This is a genomic window from Bacteroidota bacterium (genome assembly GCA_039821555.1).
Lineage (GTDB): Bacteria > Bacteroidota > Rhodothermia > Rhodothermales > Rubricoccaceae > JBCBEX01.
In genome coordinates, this window is record JBCBNX010000001.1 from 248,623 (window position 1) to 268,511 (window position 19,889).

A 19,889-nucleotide genomic window follows, 5' to 3' on the forward strand; every position below is an offset into this window, starting at 1 on the left:
CGTTGTCGCTATCGCCCGACGCCCTCGGTGTGGGCGTCGGTGTGACCGCCAGGGGGGAGGCCTCCCGTAAAGCCGTCGGAGTCGGCCCAGTTCTTCGGGTACATGCCGGGGAGGTCGCCGAAGTCGCCGACGAATTTGATCTCGGGCTGAATGCGGTAGCCCTGCTCGCGCTCGACGACCGTCTGCACATGCGTGATGAGGTGCCGCACGTCGCGGGCGGTGGCGCCTCCGCGATCGATGGTGCGGCCCTCGGTGATGCCTTGGTTGATGAAGATGTTCGCGTGCCGGTGCGTCACCATCGCGCCCCCGATCCGGCAGCCCTTGAGCCCGCACCAGTCGATGAGCCGCCCCGCGCCAACGCCCTCAATTTTCTGGAAAATGCTGCCCGCGCTCGGCTCGGTATCGAGCGGTGGGTGCCGCTTCTGCCTCCAGTCGAGGTTGGCCGCCATGATCTCGCGCATTGTGGCCTCGTCGTGTGGCGCGAGTTGAAACGTAGCGGAGAGCACGAGGTCGTCGCGGTGGTGGAGGATCGAGTCGTCGTAGCCGTACTCGAAGTAGTCCACACCGACGGTCTTGCGCTCGCCCTCCTCCGTGAGCAGGTCGGCTTCGAGCAGCACCTCCTCGATGAACATCGTCCGCGAGCGGTCGGGGGAGAGGAAGTGCAGATTTTGCCACAGCGCGCCGCCCACCGTCGATGGGATGCCCACATAGTGTTCCAGGCCCGACAGCCCAGCGCCCACGGCCGTCTTGATGAGATTCGGGTAGACGATGGCGCCGCTTTCTGCTGTGAGACGGTGCTGCGCTTCGTCCAGGGTGACGTGCGTGGCCGCGTTGCGGATGACAAGGCCACGAAAGCCGAGGTCGCCCACGAGAATGTTGGCGCCGAGTCCGAGGAGGAAATACTGGACCGCCGATGTGCGGGCCAACGTGATCGCGTCGGCGAGTTCGTCGGCGGTGCGTGCTTCGAGGAAGAGGTCGGCCGGACCGCCGATCTTGAACGTGGTAAGCGGTGCGAGCCGGACGTTCTGCTGAACGCGGTCCGGACCGAAGCGATCTACGAGGGCAGTGCGAAGGGCGGCTTTGGGGGCGGGCATAGAGAGCACGGAGAGCGGTGGGTCGGCGACAAGTCTACGTGCAGAGGCCGCTGCGTGGCCGGGTCGGGCCGTGAGATCGTCGTGAGAACGTTGCGCCTGTCTTTCCGGGTAGGATGCGGAGCCGCGCGGCGACTCGCGGGTACCGAATCCCGAACACAGATTCGACAGGATCAGCGCGGCATCGTAGCTTGCGCGTCCTCTCAGGTCTTGCCTTTCCACCCGACTGCTTCCGTCATGGCCAACCCGTATCCCAACCTCACGCGCACCGCCGGCCGCTACGGCGTCGTAGCGCTCTTCGTCTTCATCCTTCTCGTCATCGCAGCGGGCTGCATGACCGCCTCCGTGGGCTCGGGCGAGCAGGGCGTCAAGGTGAGCCTGCTCTCCGGTACCAATCTCGAACGCAGCTTCGGTGAGGGCTTTCACATCTTCTGGCCGTGGGAGAGCATGACGATCTACGACGTGACGCTTAAAAACCGTGACGAGAAGGTGGAGGTGCTCTCCTCCAACGGCCTCGAAATCGCCATGGACGTGTCCGTTCGCTACCGCCCAGACCTCGCGAATCTCCCGCAACTCCACGTCACCTTCGGGCGCGATTACTACGAGGACCTCATCCAGCCGGAGATCCGCTCGGAGTCGCGCGCAGCCGTCGGTCGCTTTACGCCGGAGGAACTCTACTCGACGCGCCGCGACGAACTCCAGCAGCAGATCACGAGCCGCCTCTCCGAAACCGCTGACTCGGTGTTCATCGACATCGACGCGGTACTGATCCGTGACGTGGAATTACCCCAGCAGATCCGCTCGGCCATCGAGAACAAGCTCGAAGAGGAGCAGCGCGTGGAGCAGACCCGGCTCTCGATCCAGGTCGCCGAGCAGGAGGCCAACCGGAAGCGCGTTGAGGCACAAGGCCAGGCCGATTACCAGCGCATCATCACGGAGTCGCTCTCGGATCGCTTCCTCCAGTTCGAGGGCATCCAGGCCACCCGCCAACTCGCCGAGTCACCCAATGCGAAAGTTGTGGTCGTTGGTGGTGGGGATAGTGGCCTCCCGCTCATCTTGGGCGACAACTAGCGTCGTGGCTGAACGCGCCCCTTCTGACTTTTTCCGCAGGGTCTGGGCTGTCGTGGCCCAGATTCCACGTGGGCGCGTGACGACCTACGGGCACATCGCACGGCACATCGGCACGGGGCAGTCCGGCATGGCCGTCGGCTGGGCGCTCAAGGCGGTCGCCTGCTCCGACGACCCGCTCGCAGTGCCGTGCCACCGCGTCGTGAACCGCAACGGCGTCCTCGTCGGGCGGCGGCACTTCCCCACGCCCGACTTTATGGCCGAACGGCTGCTCGCAGAGGACGTCGCCTTCGTGGACGACGATCAGGTTGACCTCGCCGCGCACCTCTGGGACCCCGCCGAGGAGACGACACTGAACGACTCCTAGCTGAGCGCGTTGCTCACGATCTGGCCACCGGCCATGGCGTCGAGTTCGTCCCAGAACGTGGGGAACGAGATGCGGGCGGTGTCAGCGTCCCGGATCGTCGTCGGCGCGTCGGCAGCAAGTGCAGCGACACCCGCGGCCATCGCGATGCGGTGGTCGTGGAAGCTCTCGATGGTCCGCCCGCCTCGCAGGAGCGTGCGTCCGCGTCCGTGGATCGTCAGGCCGTCCTCGCGTTCGATGACCTCGACCCCGAAGGCGCGCAACATCGCGGCGGTCGCCATGATGCGATCAGTCTCCTTGACGCGCAACTCGCCCGCGTCGCTGATGGTGGTGGGGCCGTCGGCGAGCGCAGCGGCTACGGCGAGGATCGGGATTTCGTCGATAAGGTTGGCGATGATCGCGCCGCCGAGCTCGATCCCGACGAGACCGCTGGATGGCGCGTAGACACGGAGGTCGGCGAGTGGCTCGCGGTTGTGCTCCCGCTCGTTCGTAATGCGGATGTCTGCACCCATCGCACGGAGTACGTCGATGACCGCCGATCGGGTCGGATTGAGGCCTACGCTCGCCATCTCCAGCGTCGCGTTCTCCAGGATCGATGCCGCGACGAGGAAGAACGCCGACGCCGAGACGTCGCGCGGGACGACCCAAAGACCGGGCTGCACCGTCTGGCCGCCTTCGACGGAGACATGCCGCACGCCGCCGATGTCCATCGTGTCGAGCCCCAGTAGGCGCTCCGTGTGGTCCCGCGTGGGCACAGGCTCGATCACGGTCGTCGTGCCATCGGCGAGGTGGCCAGCAAGAAGCACGCACGATTTTACCTGCGCCGAGGCCATGGGCAGTGCGTAGGTCGTACCGATGAGCCGCCGGGGGCGGATGGTCAGCGGCGCATGACCGTCGGTCATGATGATCTCCGCGCCCATCTCCCGGAGCGGAGTGGCGATGCGCGCCATGGGTCGCACGGAGAGGGAGGCATCGCCGATGAGGGTGCTCCCGAAGCGCTGCCCGGCGAGCAACCCCGCAATGAGCCGCATGGTCGTGCCCGAGTTGCTGCAGTCGAGCGGACCCGCCGCCGCGCGCCAGCCGCGCAGGCCTCGGCTGTTGACCCTCAGGCTACCGTCCACCTCCGTGATCTCGACGCCCAGCGCGCGCAGGCAGTCGAGCGTGCTGTGCGGGTCGGCAGCATCGGAGAACCCAACGATCTCGCTTTCGCCCTCGGCCATCGCCGCGAACAGCGCCGCCCGGTGCGATATCGACTTGTCGGCAGGCAGCGTGACCGACCCTGCGATGGCGGGGACCGGCTCAACGGAGATGGTCATGTTGGATTGACGATTTTCGATTTGAGATGTCCAATTACAATCAAAAATCTCGCATCAGAAATCCCCAATCGCCAGGCCCAAGAGCTCGGCTTCGGCCTCTTCGACGAGCGCTTGCTTTTCCTCATAGTGGAGGAAGGCGTGGCGGAAGCCGTTGAGCGTGACCTCGCGCAACTCCTCGACGGTCAGGCCGCAGCGCGTGTGGAGGAGCCACAACTCGTCCGTCATGGTCGTGCGGCTGAAGAGGCGGTTGTCGGTGTTCGCCGTGACCGGGACGCCTGCCCGAACGTACTCCGAGACGGGGTGCTCCTCGTAGCTCGGGACCACTTTCGTTTGCACGTTCGACGTCGGGCAGACTTCGAGCGGGATCTGCCGGTCCACGAAGAAGCGCATCAGGTCCGGGTCCTCGCGCAACGTGACGCCATGCCCGATTCGGTGCGCGCCGCATTTGAAGAGTGCCTGTCGGATCGAGACAGGGCCGAACGACTCGCCTGCGTGCACGGTGATGTTCAGGAGCTGTTTGCGGGCGAGGTGGAACGCCGCGCCGTGCATGTCGGCCGGGTTGCCGCGCTCGCCGCCAGCGAGGTCGAAGCCGAGTACGCCGCGGCCTTTGTAGCGCACGGCAAGCTCGGCCTGCTGGAGAGAGGCGCTCTCGAAGCGGTCGCGCAGGCCGCATACGATCACGCCGGTCTTGATGCCGAAGTCGGCCTCGGCATCGCTCAGCCCCGTGAGGACGGCGTCGTTGACGGCATCGAGCGTGAGGCCTTCCTCCGTATGCAGGATCGGGCCGTAGCGCACTTCGAGGTAGCGCACGTTCTCGGCCGCGGCGTCCTCAGCCAACTCGTAGGCGATGCGCCGGAGCGCGTCGCGCGTCTGCATGAGCGGGATCGAGTAGCCGAACCAGGCGAGGTACTCTTCCAGCGTCGCCGAGGCATCCACCTTCAGGAGTTCGCGTTCCAGGTCGGCTTCGGTGGAAGCGGGGAGAAGGTCCATCTTGCCAAACTCCTCAGCCAATTCCAGCATCGTGGAGAGGCGGAGCGAGCCGTCGAGGTGGCAGTGGAGTTCGGCCTTAGGCCAGGCGCGGAGGTCGTCTTTGGTCAGCGTCACGGATGCAGTAGGTTGATTTCCGCAAGCTACGGAGATCGCGGAGCGCGCGCCACGGCACCCGTGCTATGCCTGTGTGACGAGTCAGCCGTCCGACTCCCGTAGCTCGCGGAAGAGCCACGCCTTCGCTACCCGCCAGTCGCGTTTGACTGTCGCCTCGGAAATGCTGAGCGCCGCCGCGGTCTCCTCAACCGAGAGCCCGCCGAAGAAGCGGCATTCCACCACACGGCTCTGTCGGGGGCTCAGCTGTTCCAACCGCGAGAGCGCCTCGTCGAGGGCGAGCAATTGGTCGTCCTGCATCGCGCCTTCCACGAGGTGCTCGTTGAGCGTAACGCGCGCCACGTCGCCGCCGCGCTTCTGGGCGTTGCGCTTGCGGGCGTGCGAGATCAGCAGCCGCCGCATGGCTTGCGACGCGACCGCGTAGAAGTGCGCGCGGTTCTGCCACTGCGCGTTCTCCTGCCGGACGAGCTTGATGTATGCCTCGTGGACGAGCGCCGTCGTCGAGAGCGTATGGTTGCTCCGCTCCTGCCGGAGGTGGTAGCGCGCGAGGCGCCGGAGTTCGTCGTAGACCTGCGCGAAGAGGTCGTCGAACGCATCACGGTTGCCGCCGGAGTAGGCGTGCAACAGCTGTGTGACGTCGAGGGCATCCGCCATCGCTTTTGGGGATCGATGGGGTGGGTAGTGGTGCCGCAAGAATACGACGGTACCCTGGGTTAACCAACCGCTGATGCGACGCTTACCGGGTGGGCTCGCCGTCTGCTATCGCAAGGCGTCCCAGAATGCATCCGGATCAAGGAGATCGGGCAGCAGCGCGTCCGGCTCGTGTTCAGCGAGGGTGTCGGCGTCGAAGCGGCCCGTAGACACGGCGATGGCGCGCGCGCCGAAGTGCCGAGCGCAGGCGATGTCGCGCGGCGTGTCGCCGATGATGACGACCTCGTCGGGGGCATACGCTCGGCTGGCGTGGGCCTGTCCGCGCTCGGCGGCGATGGCCGGAAGGTCGTTGCGCGCCTCGCTGTCGCTGCCGAACGCGCCGAAGGGGAACGTCGCGCGATCATAGCCAAGAAAGCCGACTTTGAGGTAGGCCATCGCCTCGACGTTCCCGGTCAGCAGCGCGAGCTGCACGCGCTCGTCGACGCGCAACTGCTCGACGAGCGCCGGGACGCCCGGCAGCACCGTGATCGTGTCCACCGTCGCCGTCGCGTGCATGGTGGCGACGTAGCGCTCCAGCCCGTCCGCGATCAGCGCATCCGTAGCACCGATATCGTTGGCGGTGTAGACATCGCGGAGGCACTGCGGGTCAGTCTTGCCCGAGAACGGCACGCCCTCCGCAGATACAGGCCGCCCAACAACCTCGCTGAGTGCCGCTTCCACGCACCGCCGCCCGATGCCGTTGCCGTTCAGAAGGGTGCCGTCGATGTCGAAGAGGAGGAGCATGAGGAAGGTGCCGTGGTGGGATGTTCTTGGGAGCCTGCATGATAGGTGTAAGGCGCTACCTCATCGCGAGTACATCTGATCCTTCCTAACGGCAAAAATCGATGGGTAGGTTCACAGGTAAGTCAAAAAGATCGGTTTCGAGGGGGTGGATAGGTAACGCGGGTATTCCAATTGGGTCAGTGGAATCATCGAAGAACGAGTAGGTATGGTTGTGGACCCATCTAGCGCTGAGTCAGCATACATCTCGCCGATCGACCATGATCAAGCGCACAGACAAACAACCCCGATTTTTCCTTCACCTGATGGGGTGGCCTTCGATTGCAGGGGAGCCGCTTACCACAGCAAACGCACCCGCGGCCCGAAAAGCCTACGGTAGAGCACTACGTGTACTTGAACGAGTGCGGTTGGCGCACGATCTCAACTCTGCGCCAGAAAGATCGTAAGCAACAAGCCTGCTAACGTGATCAGCAAGGACGCAAGCACCGTCCACCGATTGAATCGTTGCTCTGGGTTCGGAAGAACTTTCACGGCACGGCGAGCTTGCTTGGAAGCCGCATCCAACGTGTCGAGCAATTTCTCGTATTCGTCTACGTTCAGGACCTCGTCGGAAATCTCGCCGAAGCTAGGTTGACTGGGCTGATTGTCAACCGAAACCCTTGCATTTATTGTCTTACTGAGTAATCCTTCGGCGCTGTGCAAAGCCGCCTTTGCGGTGTCTTTGTTAACCCAAAACCGAGCGTTCGCAATAGCTTCTTGTGCGGCAACGATCTGATGGGCGACTACAAATTGAGTGTAGTGGACGAAGTATTCGCGCTGCTCGGTGAGCGCACAGATCATCGACCCCGTCGCTAAAGAAGGGTCCGATTCGCAGAACTTGACGAACGAGTTGCGTGCGTTCACAAAGCTGTTGCAGCGATACTCGTGGGCATGAACCGGAATGACGTCGGGATCCAGTCGACGGCGGATCTTGCCGAGCATCTCTTGCCCGTAGGCTTGCTCCTCTTCAAAGTGGATGGCAAACTCGACGAAGTCTCGATCGCCTCGGTTGTCGATCAAGCGAAGCAAGTCGACGAGGCTTGATGTGGGCTGTTGTAAGGCACTGCCACGAGAGGGGATAGCCATGCGAGGGAGTCATCGCGTGCATGAGACGGAGGAGCACATGTTGAGGTGCAAACCTTGTTCCGTTACACGGGTCTCTTTCAGGGTGGCTAAGAGTAGGGCGCAGGAGATGCAAACAAACGTAGCCAAGGCACGCGATGACACCTCGGCTACACATGGACGGTCTGTACAGTCGACCGAGTCGTCGTCGTTGTCGATCTGGGCGCGCTAGAGGGTGCCTGAGTACGACCGGTAGGGACCAACCGAGACGCGGCATCGGTGAGTATCGTCTCCCCACACCGCCGTCCGATGCTGCTGCTATTTGGGAGCGTCCCGACGGTTAACGAAAAGGTGGGACACAGAAGCGGGAGGCGAAGCGGGATGCCAGCCGGGGAGAGCCCGCCAAACGCACCACAGGCCTCGCCGGTGTGGTCCGGCGAGGCCTGGTAGGCATAGCACTAAAGCTGGCTATAACTGGAAGGCTCCAGCTAGCGGACCAGCGTGAAGCGCTCTACGAGCTGCGTGCGGCCAGCCGCGAGGCGGTAGACGTAGGTCCCGCTTGAAAGATGAGCGGCATCGAACGTGACCGCCGTGTAGCCCGCCGCCTGTGGCCCGTCAACGAGCGTGGCTACGCGCCGGCCGAGTAGGTCATAGACGTCTAGGCGGACATCGGTGGCCTCCGGGAGGGTGAACCCCAGCGTTGTGCTCGCGCTAAACGGGTTCGGGAAAGCGCTGTGAAGCGCAAACGTACCGGCCAGCGTCGTCTCCTCCACGTCTACGAGGATGCTCTGAGCCGCCGCTGCGTTCGCCGCAATCGCCTCACGGTCTTCGCCGGCCACCACGAAAAAGGTGACCGTCGCGCTTGCGCCGTCGGCAAGCGAATAGGCCCCGGATGAGATCATCATGCGCCGATCCGCCCCTCCGAAGGGAAGCTCGTCGAACGTAGTGAGCGAGCCAAAGACTTCGTCCTCCTGACCGCCTCCGGTGACGTCAAAGGCGATACCAGAGAGCGGCTGTTCGTTCGACAGGCCCGCCGCCACGCCGAAGAAGGGAAGCGGAGCATCCAGGTCGGATGCGAAGAGCACCTGAGACTCGTCAATGTAGTTGCCGATATCGTCCCCGGCGTCGTCGATGTCCCAGTCGGCGAACAGGCCTGCGTAGACCTCGTCAAGCGGGCCGCCGGAGGTGTTTGTGAGGGTGTAGTCGAAGAAAACGTAGGGGTCTCCGGTGTTGGCATAGGCGAGCTGGGTGACGCTAAGCGCGCCGTCGTCGCTGGCGAACGTGACCGTGAAGGCGCTCTCGAACCCGTCTGGCGGGGTTGCCTGGGTCGGCTCACTTGTGGCGACCCACCCATTGTTATCGCCGGCGTAGGGAATGCCGAAGGTTTCATTCGCGGTGACGCTCGCAATGAACTGGCCTTCGAACAGCCCATTCGTGCCGTCGAACACAAAGCCGGTGCCATCGCCACGGTTGGCCCCCCAGAAGCCGCCGGGAAGGATCTCGGTCTGGACGAGGCCGGTGTCAAAGCCGGTCGGTGCCGGGAAGGCAGCCTGGGCGGATTCTGCTGCGTCCGTGATGGCCGCCAGGCTTTCGCCGGCAACGAGGGCGAAGCGTGCAAGCACCGTGTCGCTGTCGTTAATCGCCCACGGGCCCGTACCGAGGACTGTACGGCGGTCGCCGGGCACCATGCTAAACGCGCTGAGACTGGTCAGCGCCGCGTAGAGCTCGCCGTCGTCCGTGCCCATGGTCAGGTCGAGGCTGCCGCTCGTGCCCGAGACAGGAGCAGCGTTAGAGAAGAGTGCCGCAATCCCGAAATAGCTGCTCTCGGGGTCGCTGTTGTCCAAGACGTAGAGCAGGTTCGTGCCCGCGTCGAAGCCGGCGAGGTTGGAGCTAAAGGTCCCCACGTCCCAGTCGGCGAACGGACCGACGTAGACCTCGCTAACGTCCGCGCCGCTCTGGTTGAGCACTTCGTATTCCAGGAAGACCGGCGCGTTGGCGGCTGTGAAGGCGCGCAACGTGACCTGTAGTGCGCCGTCAGACGACTCGAAGACCGTCTCGACGGCCTCGTCGAAACCCTCTGGCGCGTCGATGTTGGCGATGGCCCGCGTGGTGACCCATTCGCCTGGGGTGTAAGGCTCACCGTAGACCGTCTCGGGGCCTAGACCAGCGAGCAACTGCCCCTCGAATAAGCCGTTCTCGCCGTCAAAGAGAATGCCGAGGCCATTGCCGCTGTTGGCACCATAGTAGCCGTCGTCGAGGATTTCGGTGGCGACGATGCCTGCGTTGAGGATCGGGTCCGTCACAGGCGGCGGCCCCAACGTGATGTCGTCGAGGGTGACCTGGAAGACATCGTCCCCAGGTGCGCTCGCACTGAGCACATCTAGCTCGAACCGCACGGTCGCTGCGCCTGCAGCCTCGAACGATATCGGTACGTCGATGCGCGTGTAGGCCTGGCTGAAGGGCAGCGCCTCCTCCGGGGACAGCGTGTAAACGGGCGTGCCGTCAATGGTGACGCTGAACGCTCCGTCGACCTCGGCCATGCCGTTGTTGTTATTGTCAGCGAGGCCGCCACGCAGGTAAAATTGCAGGTTGTAGTCGCCCGCCTCGGGCACAGTCACGGTCTGCTCGATGAAGTCGGTGCCGACGTTGCCGAAGCCGAAGATGACGAAGAAGTCGCCCGTGCGGGCGAGCTGGGGGTTGCCGGTGAGGCACTGCGGGTTGCAGAAGGGCGTGGCGTTGTTGACGGTGAGCACGCCGTCCCACGACGGGTTGGTGCCAAACGACCCGGACGTCCCCTCGAAGCTCGGGTCACCGATGAGTTGCCCGACGGGCGGCGGCGGTGGGATCTCCAGCGAGATGTCGTCGAGGGTGACCTGAAAGACATCGTCGGTCCCGCCCGTCACGTCGAGCTCGAAGCGCACTGACGCCGTGCCCGGAGCCGAGAACGACACCGGCACCTCGATGCGCGAGTAGGCTGGGTTGAAAGGGATTGCCTCCTCGGGCGTGAGGGTGTAGACCGGCGTGCCGTCTACGGTGACGCTGAAGAGACCCTGGGCCTCGGCGGTGCCGTTTTCATTGTTGTCGGAGAGGCCGCCACGCAGGAAGAACTGCAGGATATAGTCGCCCGCCGCAGGCACGGAAACGGTCTGCTCGATGAAGTCCGTGCCGACGTTGCCGAAGCCGAAGATGACGAAGAAGTCGCCCGTGCGGGCGAGCTGGGGGTTGCCGGTGAGGCACTGCGGGTTGCAGAAGGGCGTGGCGTTGTTGACGGTGAGCACGCCGTCCCACGACGGGTTGTCGCCGAACGGGCCCGTCGTCGCTTCGAAGCCCCCGTCCTGAATCAGCCCCCCCTGCCGTTTCGAGAAGGAGGCGTCCGGAGGACGGACCGCAGAGGGGGTGTAGGTGCCACCGTCCGCGACCGTGTGTGCGCGCGTCGACAGGGTCGGGGCGTCTCCGGGCTGGGCGATACGGGCAGGGGTGTCCGTAGAGACTTGCGCTAAAGCGGGGGCGCTGGCGAGAGCCAGCATGGCGACAAGCGTCGCCAAGGTGCGTAGGCTACGGTAACGAGAGGGCATAGGTCTGACGAAGGGAGGAAAGAAAAGTGCGGAATCGCGGAGCGTTGAGATTCCGTGAGCGGCCTAAAGTAAAACGGCCCCTCCATTCAAGCAATGGAGGGGCCGCGTTCAGGACGATGCCTGGGGAATTAGTCGTCGTAGTTATCGATCTGGGCGCGCTGGAGGGTGCCCGAGAAGTCGATGTAGCACGTCTTCGTCTCCGTGTAGAACTCGAAGACCTCCCAGCCGCCTTCGCGGTGGCCGTTGCCGGTGGCCTTCACGCCGCCGAACGGCATGTGCGCTTCGGCGCCGATGGTCGGGCCGTTGATGTAGGTGATGCCGGCGTCGATGTCGCGGAGTGCGCGGAAGGCGCGGGCTACGTCCTTCGTGTAGACCGCCGACGAGAGGCCGTAGGGCGTGTTGTTCGCCGCCGCGATGGCCTCGTCGAACGAGTCGATGGTGATCACGGCGAGGACAGGGCCGAATACCTCCTCCTGCGCGAGCCGCGAGTCGGGGTCGACGTTGGTGAAGATGGTCGGCTGGAAGAAGTAGCCATCGTCCAGGCCTTCGCCGGTCGCGGCGGTACCGCCCGTCACGAGCGTCGCGCCGCCGTCCTTGGCGATGTCCATGTAGCGCGTCACCTTGTCGAGCGCGTCCTGGTTGATGAGCGGGCCCATCTCCGTGTCGTCGTCGTTGCCGTAGCCGAGCACGAGCGCCTCGGCGCGGTCCTTCAGCATGCCGACGAGCTTGTCCTGCACGTCGCGGTGGACGATCAGGCGGCTTGTGGCGGTGCAGCGCTGGCCGGTCGTGCCGAACGCGCCCCAGAGGATGCCTTCGAGCGCGAGGTCGAGGTCGGCGTCCTCCATCACGACGGCGGGGTTCTTGCCGCCCATCTCGAACGAGAAGCGCTTGTGCATGCGCCCGCACACCTCGCCGATCTTGCGGCCGGTCTCGGTCGAGCCCGTGAACGTGATGACGGGCACGTCGGGGTGCTCCACGAGCGCACGCCCGGCGGTGCCGTCGCCCTGGACGAGCTGCACGACGCCCTCGGGGAAGCCCGCGTCGATCATCGCCTCGACGAGCAGCATGCCCGAGTGCGGGGCGTCCTCGCTCGGCTTGAAAATCACGCAGTTGCCCGCGAGCAGCGCCGGAAACATCTTCCACGTCGGGACAGCCACGGGGAAGTTCCACGCCGTGATCACGCCCACGACGCCGATGGGGCGGCGTACGGACATGTTGAACTTGTTGTCCATCTCGCTCGGGACGGTGTGCCCGAAGAGGCGGCGGCCCTCGGTGGCGGCGTAGTAGGCCGTGTCGATGGCTTCCTGCACGTCGCCCTTCGTCTCGAAGTGGGGCTTGCCCATCTCGCGCGTCATGGCGCGGGCGAGGTCGTCCTTGCGCTCCGTGAGGATGTCGCCGAGGGTGCGGAGGATGTCGCCGCGCTTCGGCGGAGGCATGAGTCGCCACGCGTCAAACGCCGCGTTGGCGACCTCGACAGCCTTGGCGACATCCCGCTCCGAAGAACGAGGAAAGCGCCCGATGAGGTCGGAGCGCTTCGCGGGGTTGCGGCTCTCGAAGGTGGCGTTGTCTTCAGCGGGCACCCACGCGCCGCCGATGTAGTTGTGATACGTGTCAGCCATCTTTAGGGGATAGGGAATAAGAAATGGGGGATAGGGGGAAGATATCGGGGCGGTGAAGGAGGAAGGCAGAAGGATGGGCGAAAGAAGAGGGGAGGGGGCGACTAGCGACTGGTGAATAGCGACTAGGGTGAAGCCAAGCGCAGCGAATTCGCTTGACGCGGCTTCCGAGCCGGGTTTGCTTCTGCGACCTGCGACCTGCGACCTGCGACCTGCGACCTGCGACCTGCGACCTGCGACCTGCGACCCTGCGACCCTGCACCGTCGTACCTTTTTCGACTGCGTTCCCTCCCGGCTAGCTGGACCCGACCATGTGGCACGATTCCATCCTCGGCACCATCGGCAACACGCCGCTCGTGCGGCTCAACCGTGTTGCGGCGGACCTGCCGTGCACGGTCCTCGCGAAGGTCGAGTTCTTCAACCCCGGCGGCTCGGTCAAGGACCGCATCGGCATCGCGATGCTGGAGGACGCGGAGGCGAAGGGTCAGATCGCGCCAGGCGGGACGATCATCGAGGGCACTTCGGGCAACACGGGCGCGGGGCTCGCGCTCGCGGCCATCGCGAAGGGCTACCGCTGCATCTTCACGACGACGGACAAGCAGTCGCCGGAGAAGATCGACGTGCTGCGCGCGCTCGGGGCCGAGGTCATCGTCTGCCCGACGAACGTCGCGCCGGACGACCCGCGCTCGTACTACTCCGTCGCGGCGCGGCTTTCTCGCGAGATCCCGAATTCGTTCTACCCGAACCAGTACGACCACCCCGCCAACGCCGAGGCGCACTACAACACGACTGGTCCCGAACTCTGGACGCAGACCGAGGGCCGCATCACGCACTACATCGCCGGGGCCGGCACGGGTGGCTCCATATCGGGCACGGCGCGCTACCTGAAGGAGCAGAACCCCAATGTCAACATCGTCGGCGTCGATCCGTTCGGGTCGGTCTACTACAAGTACTTCCACGAGCGCGTCTTCGATCACGACGAGATCTACCCGTACCTCACCGAGGGCGTCGGCGAGGACATCCTGGCGAAGAACATGGACTTCGACATCGTGGACGACTACATCCAGGTGACGGACCGGGACACGATGCTCATGACACGGCGGCTCGCCCGCGAGGAGGGCCTCTTCATCGGGCAGTCGTGCGGCATGGCCGTGGCGGGCGCGCTCGACTGGCTGCACGCCCACCGCGATAGCCTGAGCGCGGACGATGTCGTCGTCGTCATGCTACCTGACTCGGGCTTCCGCTACCTCTCGAAGACGTACAGCGACGAGTGGATGCGGCGCAACGGGTTCGTCCAGGATCGTCCCGAACTCACCGCGGCCAACGTGCTGCGCCGGCGTGCCGAGATGGGTGCCGTCGTGGCCGTCTCGCCCAGCGACACACTCGCGGATGCCATCGCACGCATGACGGAGTATGGCATCAGCCAGCTTCCGGTCATCGACGAGGGCGAGCCGGTGGGGAGCCTCACCGAGCGTTCGGTCTTGCAGCGGCTGATCGAAGACCCCGCGTCCCGCGATGCCGCCGTGGCTGAGACGATGGGCGATCCGCTGCCCGTCGTGCCCGCGAACCTGCACCTCGATCACCTCTCAGCCTACCTCGACGGTCCGGCCGGTGCTGTGCTGGTCCACGCCAGCGAAACCGCTGCCGGTGGTGACGGCGCGCCGGTCGACGGCTACTACATCCTCACGCGCTCGGACCTCATCGCCGCGCTTGCCGAGGCGAGCCGGAGCAAATAGCGCACGCCGAGAAGGCTCAGTTCATCTGCCGTGCTCAGTTCATCTGGGTGCGATCACGAGCAAGCGCGTGCGCTGCTGTGCGCCCCACTGGATGCGAAGGGCAACAACTCCCGGCTCCCAGTCGCCGACGTGCATCCGAAGCGGTCGCCCGCTGCAAATCGGCTCAGCGTCCCGATGGGTGCGCCCGAGCAGGTCTACGACGTCGACGGTGCCGCATCCGGGCGGCCCGTCGAGGACTATGGCGATGGTCTCCGTCGCTGGGTTCGGATAGGCGGCGACACGGAGCGCCGGGGCGGGCGGGCGTGTCGCCGCCGCATCGACGCTGGTCCCGCCCAACACAGACGCCGCTGAGAGGAGTTGGCCCTCGGCATCAAAGAGTGCGACGTTTTCCCAGGCCGAGCCGAAGTCAGGCGCAGCGATCCAGTCGGGCGCCCAGTAGCAAACCCCCAGCCCCCCGCCATCGGCCAAAGCAGCGATGTGCCCGTTCACAGTGGCTAGAAAGTCGGCCTGGCCTTCTGTTGTGGCGGGATAGCCTGGCAGCACCTGCTCGGGCAGGCCCACGAGGTTGTTCGTGTCGTCGACGAAGCCGAGCGTCCACGGATAGGCGGTCTCCGCGACGAAGAGCGGGAGGCCGTAGCGCGCCGCGAGGCCGTCGAGGGTCGCGCTGAACGCGTCGAGGTCGCCGTGCCACCAGGGGTAGTACGACAGCCCGATCACGTCGAAGTCGTCAAAGAGCGGACGAAGGCGGTCGAAAAACCAGGTAGCGCCCGCCAGGTCGGCCCCGCGATCGATGTGGACCACCACCGTCACATCGTCGCCGAGCACGCCACGGACGGCCGCGCGGCTGGAAGCGAGCAGCGCGGCGAGCTGTGTCCACTGGGTCGGCGTATCGAACGTGCCTCCGACGCGGCCCGTGTCCCACAGCATCCCGCCCGTGATCTCGTTGCCTAGTTGAACGTAGCGCGGCGGTGTGCCCTGGTCGCGCAGAGCGGCTAGAACGGCGCTCGTGTAGGCGTAGACACTGTCCGCTAGGAGGTTGGGCGAGAGCGACGCCCAGGCCGCTGGTTGCGTCTGCTGCCCCGGATCGGCCCACGTGTCGGAGTAGTGTAGCGCGAGGAGCACATCGAGACCGAGCGCCTCGGCCCGCGTCGCGGCGTCGAGGACATCGGCAAGGTCGTCGCGGCCCGGTTCCGGTGTATGCCAGAGGCGGAGGCGTACCGTGTTCAGACCCGCTTCCGCGAGTTGTGCCATCGCGGTCCCGCCATCGTACTGTCCGCCCCCCGCCAGCACCTCGTCTTCGAACGAAAGGTCGGCGCACCGGATGGGCAACGCGGATTGCGCCTGGCACCACGCGGCTCCTGCGAGGCACGCGCAGAGCAGCAGAAGAGAGGAGACAACGCGCATCGCGCCTAGCAGGTAGGAGGGAGGAAGACTAGGCGGCAAGCAAAGGGCAGGCCGTACCTTCGGTTCCCGTCCTCACCCGCTTCCCATCTCGCCCATGTCCGACGCCAAGCGCCCCGACGACGCGCCCCAGAACCCGCAGCTCAACATCGAACTCCGCGAAGAGCAAGCCGAGGGGATCTACTCGAACCTCGTCATGATCGCGCATTCTCCCGAGGAGTTCATCCTCGACTTCATCCGTGTGATGCCGGGGCTGCCGAAGGCACGCGTGAAGAGTCGCATCGTCATCACGCCACAGCACGCCATGCGCCTGCTGGCGGCCTTGGAAGACAACATCGGGAAGTACGAGGCGCAGTTTGGCGCCATCGGCGAGAACGGCTCGTCAGGCCCCATTCAGTTCTTCGGAGGCCCCGGCGGCGAAGCATAGCGGCCGTTTTTGTGAATCCGTCACAGCACGGGTGAGTCAAGGTGCGAGGGGTACACGAGCGGTGGCGCGGAGCGGCATAAGTCGGACTGGCTGCATACCATCCCCTACAGCGGGATGCGCTCTCGCCTGAAGCGGAGGGTAGGAATCGGCTGTCACCATCGGGTTTTGCGTTGCGGTACGCTGTTGGGACATCGGTTCCGGCGCGCGTTTGCCTCGGAAACGATGCCGCAGCCTTCTCCTCCAGCCGCCTCTCCCATGCGTATTGCTAGCCTCCTGCTGGTGCTTGGCGTGGTCCTCACGCCTGCAGCGTTCTCCCAGGTTTCCATCGTCTACGACGGCACGACCGCCGACAGCCCGCCAACGTGGGCCCGTCCGACCTTCGACGGAGGTCCGTGCGAAGTCTCCGACACCGTCGTGCCCTACGACTCCCAGGGCTTCCTCACCGACGCCTACGACGTCGAGTTCGGGACCGCGCCGATCCGCCACTGGATCGAAGGGAGCTGGGATTTCGCTGGCCTTCTGCTCTTGTACGAGGGCACGTTCGACCCAATGGCCCCGTGCGACAACCTCATCGCCAACAGCGCAAGCTCGTCCTTGACGACGACGCTCTTCGCGGGCACGTACGTCATCGTGACGACCAGCCTCACACCCAATCAGGTCGGAGCGTTCACGAACAAGCTCTACACCACCGACTCCAACGCCGACCTCCGGTTCGACGACGCACCGCCGCTGTCAACCACTGAACTGCCCTACGGCGGCGAGTCGGCGCTGTGGTTCCGGCCGGGCAGCCAGGCAACCCCCGACGCCTGTGCGGCGAGCTTCACGCAGTTTCCCGCCTTCGTCCTGCAGGCGTTCGAAACCGACACGGAAGGGTGGTACGACATCCACTCCGAGCAGTTTGAGTTTCCCTACCTCTGGGACGGCGTGATCTACCTCTACGAAGACGAAGCCTTCCGCTTCGACCCCTGCCGCAACCTCGTCGCCTCGGACGATGACTACCCGACCAGCTACTACTGGTATGCCTCGCTCATCGACGACGTATGGCTCGACGCCAACACGCGCTATGTGCTCGTGACGACCGTCTACGACGATGAGGACTTCCGCTACGACTATTTCGGCGACCACGATACCACCATCTGGGGCCCGCCCGACGCGACGGTGACGGCTCTCGATGCGCCGATCCCTAACCTCGCGCTCGACCTCGTTGGCATGCCAGACGAGATCGCACCGGGCTCGGAGACCTTTGTGGACGTGCGGGTCACCAACAACAGCGGCACCGCGCAGCACGTTGACGCCTGGGTCGAACTCCGCCGCTACGACTTTGACGACGAACGCTACGCCAGCGAGGGCATGACGCAGGCAGACCCCGTACGCATCCCGCAGGCCTTCGACGGCGTCGTCCGGTACGCGCTCGACGTGCCCGGTCGCCTGGATCCTGACGAACACTACTACGCCTTCTTCAAGCTCGGCACCTATGCCAGTGCTGCGGACGCGGGTGACTTCGCCGCGTTTCGGGTAGCCGACCAAGCCGCAACTCGGGCGCCTGGCTCCGACGGGTGGTCACTCCGTCGCCTCGACGCGCTCGCCCAGGCCTCGGACGACGCGGACGATGGGTACCGCGAGGGTGCCTACCCGAACCCGCTCCGCTCGGCCACGACCATCCGGTTCACCTTGGAACAAGCTGAGCAGGTCACGCTCACCGTGTACGACGTGACAGGCCGCGCCGTAGCCCAGCTTCTCAGCGGCGCTGACCTCGGCGTGGGAGCGCACACCGCGCAGTTCGACGCGACCGGACTGGCGAGCGGAGTCTACGTGTACCGCCTCGAACGGGGTGCCGCCATCGCGACCAAGCGACTGACGGTACTTCGTTGAGAGGGCTGGGAAACCCGCACGCCTAGGTTCACAGCGGCGGGACGGAGCAGCGCTTAGCTTCGTCCCGCCGCCTTTTTGTGCTCACGCCCTATTGCCATGACCATCGATATCGCCCGGGACTACTGCCTCGCCAAACCTGATGCCTCGGAGGGAACCCCCTTCGGCGATACCGTGCTGGTCTTTAAGGCAGGCGGCAAGATGTTCGCCCTGCTCGGACTCGACGGGCCGCCGTGGACGGTCAACCTGAAGTGCGACCCCGAGCGTGCGGTCGCCCTGCGTGAGCGCTACGACGCCGTGCAGCCAGGCTACCACATGAACAAGAAACACTGGAACACGGTCGAGTATGGGCGCCTCGACGGTGACCTCGTGCGAGCGTTGATCGACCACTCGTACGACCTCATTGCTGGCTCGCTCAAGAAATCGGAGCAGGCTCGCCTCGAAGCGCTCGGCTGGGAGCGTGCCGCGTCGCGCTGACGAGCCGGTCTGGAACTGCCTGGCAGGCACCCCGTCACACCGGGACGCTCACATCTTGCCCCGCCGTGTTATGCGCGCTCTGTTTCTCGCTTGTGCCCTCACCCTCGCTGGCTGCGCGTCGTCGTCCGACGAGCCCACTACGCCTGACGAACCAACTGAGGCAGACGCTGCCGCTCCGGCTCAGATGGCATCCGTCGCCATCGAGGCGCTCGCGGACTCCGGCGTCTCAGGTACCATCACCTTCACCGAGGGGGGCGGTGGCGTGTCGGTAGCCTACGAGATTGTTGGCCTGACCCCAGGACTGCACGGTTTCCACGTCCACACGAATGGCGGCTGCGGGCCTGGCGAGGACGGCACGCCCGGCGGCGCCGCAGGGGGGCACTTCAACCCCGACGGCCACGACCATGGCGCTCCGTCCAACGACGCAGCAGAGCGGCACAAAGGCGACCTCGGCAACATCGAGGCCAACGCGGACGGCGTCGCAGCGGGCAGTTTCGACGACACCGTGCTCCGCCTCGATGGCGAGAGGAGCATCGTTGGCAAGGCGTTCATCATCCACGCCGGCGCGGATGACCTGACCAGCCAGCCTTCTGGTGCCGCAGGAGCCCGCGTTGGTTGCGGCATCATCGCTCAGGATGGCGCTGCGATGTAGCGCGCCCAGCCCGACAGGTTGCTAGCACCGTGCGCGTCTTGTCATCGCTCCTCCTGCTCGCGGCGCTCGCGGGCTGCCAGTCCGCGCTGTACGGATCGGAACCTCGCCCGGGTGCTCAGCCGGTGGTCGTTGACTACCACGAGGCGTGTGCGCACGACTACGACGTGCGCCGCGTGACGGTGGAAGACGTGTTGCACCTGCGGCCGCGCTTGCTCATGTGCTCCGCGGGCGGTACCGCGCCGAGTGGACGCGCGTGTCAGCTTAAGCTGCTCCCGGACGTAGACGCGCCCACGGGCGACGTGGAGACCGAGCGCCGTTACTTCACGACGTTCATCGGGGACGGGCGCGGGCCGAGCCAACTCAACGCCCGCTGCTCTGGCGCAGGGTTCCAGCCGGTGGTCGTCCGCGACGAGGACAGCGTGGCCGTCGGCCCATCGGAGCGGGTGCGAATCACGGGCACACTGCGGGTCCGCGATCTTTTTGCGCGGGACCTCGACGAAGACGGCGATCCCATCGGGTGCACCATCCACGAAGTCGACCGCATCGAGCGCGTGCGCACGACTGCTGGCGCGCAGGGATTTGGTGGCGATGGCTGATCGTTGCGGCCAGGCACACGAGGAGCGCGGACCTAGCCGTTGTCGCATCGCCCCTCGTTGCTGCCAGA

General features: G+C 65.3%; 17 protein-coding genes. 8 read left to right on the plus strand and 9 right to left on the minus strand.

Features of this window, described 5'->3' with window-relative positions; genetic code table 11:
* Nucleotides 1–8: 8 nt before the first annotated feature.
* Nucleotides 9–1,094: a UDP-N-acetylmuramate dehydrogenase gene (gene murB, locus AAFU51_01010; GenBank protein MEO1569824.1), complete on the minus strand. Its 1,086-nt coding sequence runs from the start codon at nt 1,092–1,094 to the stop codon at nt 9–11.
* A 234-nt stretch (nt 1,095–1,328) separates the two neighbouring features.
* Here murB and AAFU51_01015 point away from each other — a divergent pair, with 234 nt between their 5' ends.
* Both AAFU51_01015 and AAFU51_01020 read left to right on the plus strand, forming a co-directional pair.
* Nucleotides 1,329–2,162, plus strand: a complete 834-nt coding sequence (locus AAFU51_01015) for a prohibitin family protein (GenBank protein ID MEO1569825.1) — start codon at nt 1,329–1,331, stop codon at nt 2,160–2,162.
* Nucleotides 2,163–2,166: 4 nt separating this feature from the next.
* Nucleotides 2,167–2,526 (plus strand): MGMT family protein, encoded by a 360-nt coding sequence (locus tag AAFU51_01020; GenBank protein MEO1569826.1) that lies wholly within the window; start codon nt 2,167–2,169, stop codon nt 2,524–2,526.
* Here the strand turns inward: AAFU51_01020 and aroA are convergent.
* The 7 genes from aroA to AAFU51_01055 all read right to left on the minus strand — a co-directional run bounded on the left by aroA (nt 2,523) and on the right by AAFU51_01055 (nt 12,666).
* Nucleotides 2,523–3,839 carry a 3-phosphoshikimate 1-carboxyvinyltransferase gene (aroA, locus tag AAFU51_01025; protein MEO1569827.1) on the minus strand — a complete coding sequence of 439 codons (1,317 nt, stop codon included), beginning with the start codon at nt 3,837–3,839 and terminating at the stop codon, nt 2,523–2,525. The two genes, AAFU51_01020 and aroA, sit on opposite strands and share 4 nt — an antisense overlap.
* A gap of 54 nt (nt 3,840–3,893) precedes the next feature.
* Nucleotides 3,894–4,943 (minus strand): adenosine deaminase, encoded by a 1,050-nt coding sequence (add, locus tag AAFU51_01030; GenBank protein MEO1569828.1) that lies wholly within the window; start codon nt 4,941–4,943, stop codon nt 3,894–3,896.
* 81 nt (nt 4,944–5,024) lie between these two features.
* Nucleotides 5,025–5,594, minus strand: coding sequence for a sigma-70 family RNA polymerase sigma factor (locus AAFU51_01035; GenBank protein ID MEO1569829.1), 570 nt, complete (start codon nt 5,592–5,594; stop codon nt 5,025–5,027).
* Between the two features lie 105 nt (nt 5,595–5,699).
* Entirely contained in the window at nt 5,700–6,374 is a 675-nt protein-coding gene (locus AAFU51_01040; protein ID MEO1569830.1) for an HAD hydrolase-like protein, read from the minus strand.
* Nucleotides 6,375–6,791: 417 nt separating this feature from the next.
* Complete coding sequence (locus AAFU51_01045; GenBank protein MEO1569831.1) at nt 6,792–7,496, minus strand: hypothetical protein; 705 nt, start codon at nt 7,494–7,496, stop codon at nt 6,792–6,794.
* 464 nt (nt 7,497–7,960) lie between these two features.
* Entirely contained in the window at nt 7,961–11,047 is a 3,087-nt protein-coding gene (locus tag AAFU51_01050) for a T9SS type A sorting domain-containing protein (protein ID MEO1569832.1), read from the minus strand.
* Nucleotides 11,048–11,175: 128 nt separating this feature from the next.
* A complete protein-coding gene (locus AAFU51_01055; GenBank protein ID MEO1569833.1) occupies nt 11,176–12,666 on the minus strand; it encodes an aldehyde dehydrogenase family protein in 1,491 nt (496 codons plus the stop codon).
* A 308-nt stretch (nt 12,667–12,974) separates the two neighbouring features.
* Between AAFU51_01055 and AAFU51_01060 the strand changes: the two genes are divergently transcribed.
* The gene (locus tag AAFU51_01060; protein MEO1569834.1) at nt 12,975–14,399 is read left to right on the plus strand and encodes a pyridoxal-phosphate dependent enzyme; all 1,425 of its coding nucleotides are present in this window, start codon (nt 12,975–12,977) and stop codon (nt 14,397–14,399) included.
* A 39-nt stretch (nt 14,400–14,438) separates the two neighbouring features.
* On the opposite strand, the gene AAFU51_01065 is transcribed toward AAFU51_01060, so the two are convergent.
* The gene (locus AAFU51_01065) at nt 14,439–15,803 is read right to left on the minus strand and encodes a glycosyl hydrolase 53 family protein (GenBank protein ID MEO1569835.1); all 1,365 of its coding nucleotides are present in this window, start codon (nt 15,801–15,803) and stop codon (nt 14,439–14,441) included.
* A gap of 94 nt (nt 15,804–15,897) precedes the next feature.
* Here AAFU51_01065 and AAFU51_01070 point away from each other — a divergent pair, with 94 nt between their 5' ends.
* The 5 genes from AAFU51_01070 (at nt 15,898) to AAFU51_01090 (ending at nt 19,821) form a co-directional block, all read left to right on the plus strand.
* A complete protein-coding gene (locus AAFU51_01070; protein MEO1569836.1) occupies nt 15,898–16,227 on the plus strand; it encodes a DUF3467 domain-containing protein in 330 nt (109 codons plus the stop codon).
* Between the two features lie 255 nt (nt 16,228–16,482).
* On the plus strand, nt 16,483–18,099 hold the full coding sequence (locus AAFU51_01075) for a T9SS type A sorting domain-containing protein (GenBank protein ID MEO1569837.1): 1,617 nt from the start codon (nt 16,483–16,485) through the stop codon (nt 18,097–18,099).
* 96 nt (nt 18,100–18,195) lie between these two features.
* Nucleotides 18,196–18,573: an MmcQ/YjbR family DNA-binding protein gene (locus AAFU51_01080; GenBank protein MEO1569838.1), complete on the plus strand. Its 378-nt coding sequence runs from the start codon at nt 18,196–18,198 to the stop codon at nt 18,571–18,573.
* Between the two features lie 70 nt (nt 18,574–18,643).
* Nucleotides 18,644–19,225 (plus strand): superoxide dismutase family protein, encoded by a 582-nt coding sequence (locus AAFU51_01085; protein ID MEO1569839.1) that lies wholly within the window; start codon nt 18,644–18,646, stop codon nt 19,223–19,225.
* A gap of 38 nt (nt 19,226–19,263) precedes the next feature.
* Complete coding sequence (locus tag AAFU51_01090; GenBank protein MEO1569840.1) at nt 19,264–19,821, plus strand: hypothetical protein; 558 nt, start codon at nt 19,264–19,266, stop codon at nt 19,819–19,821.
* Nucleotides 19,822–19,889 lie beyond the last annotated feature (68 nt).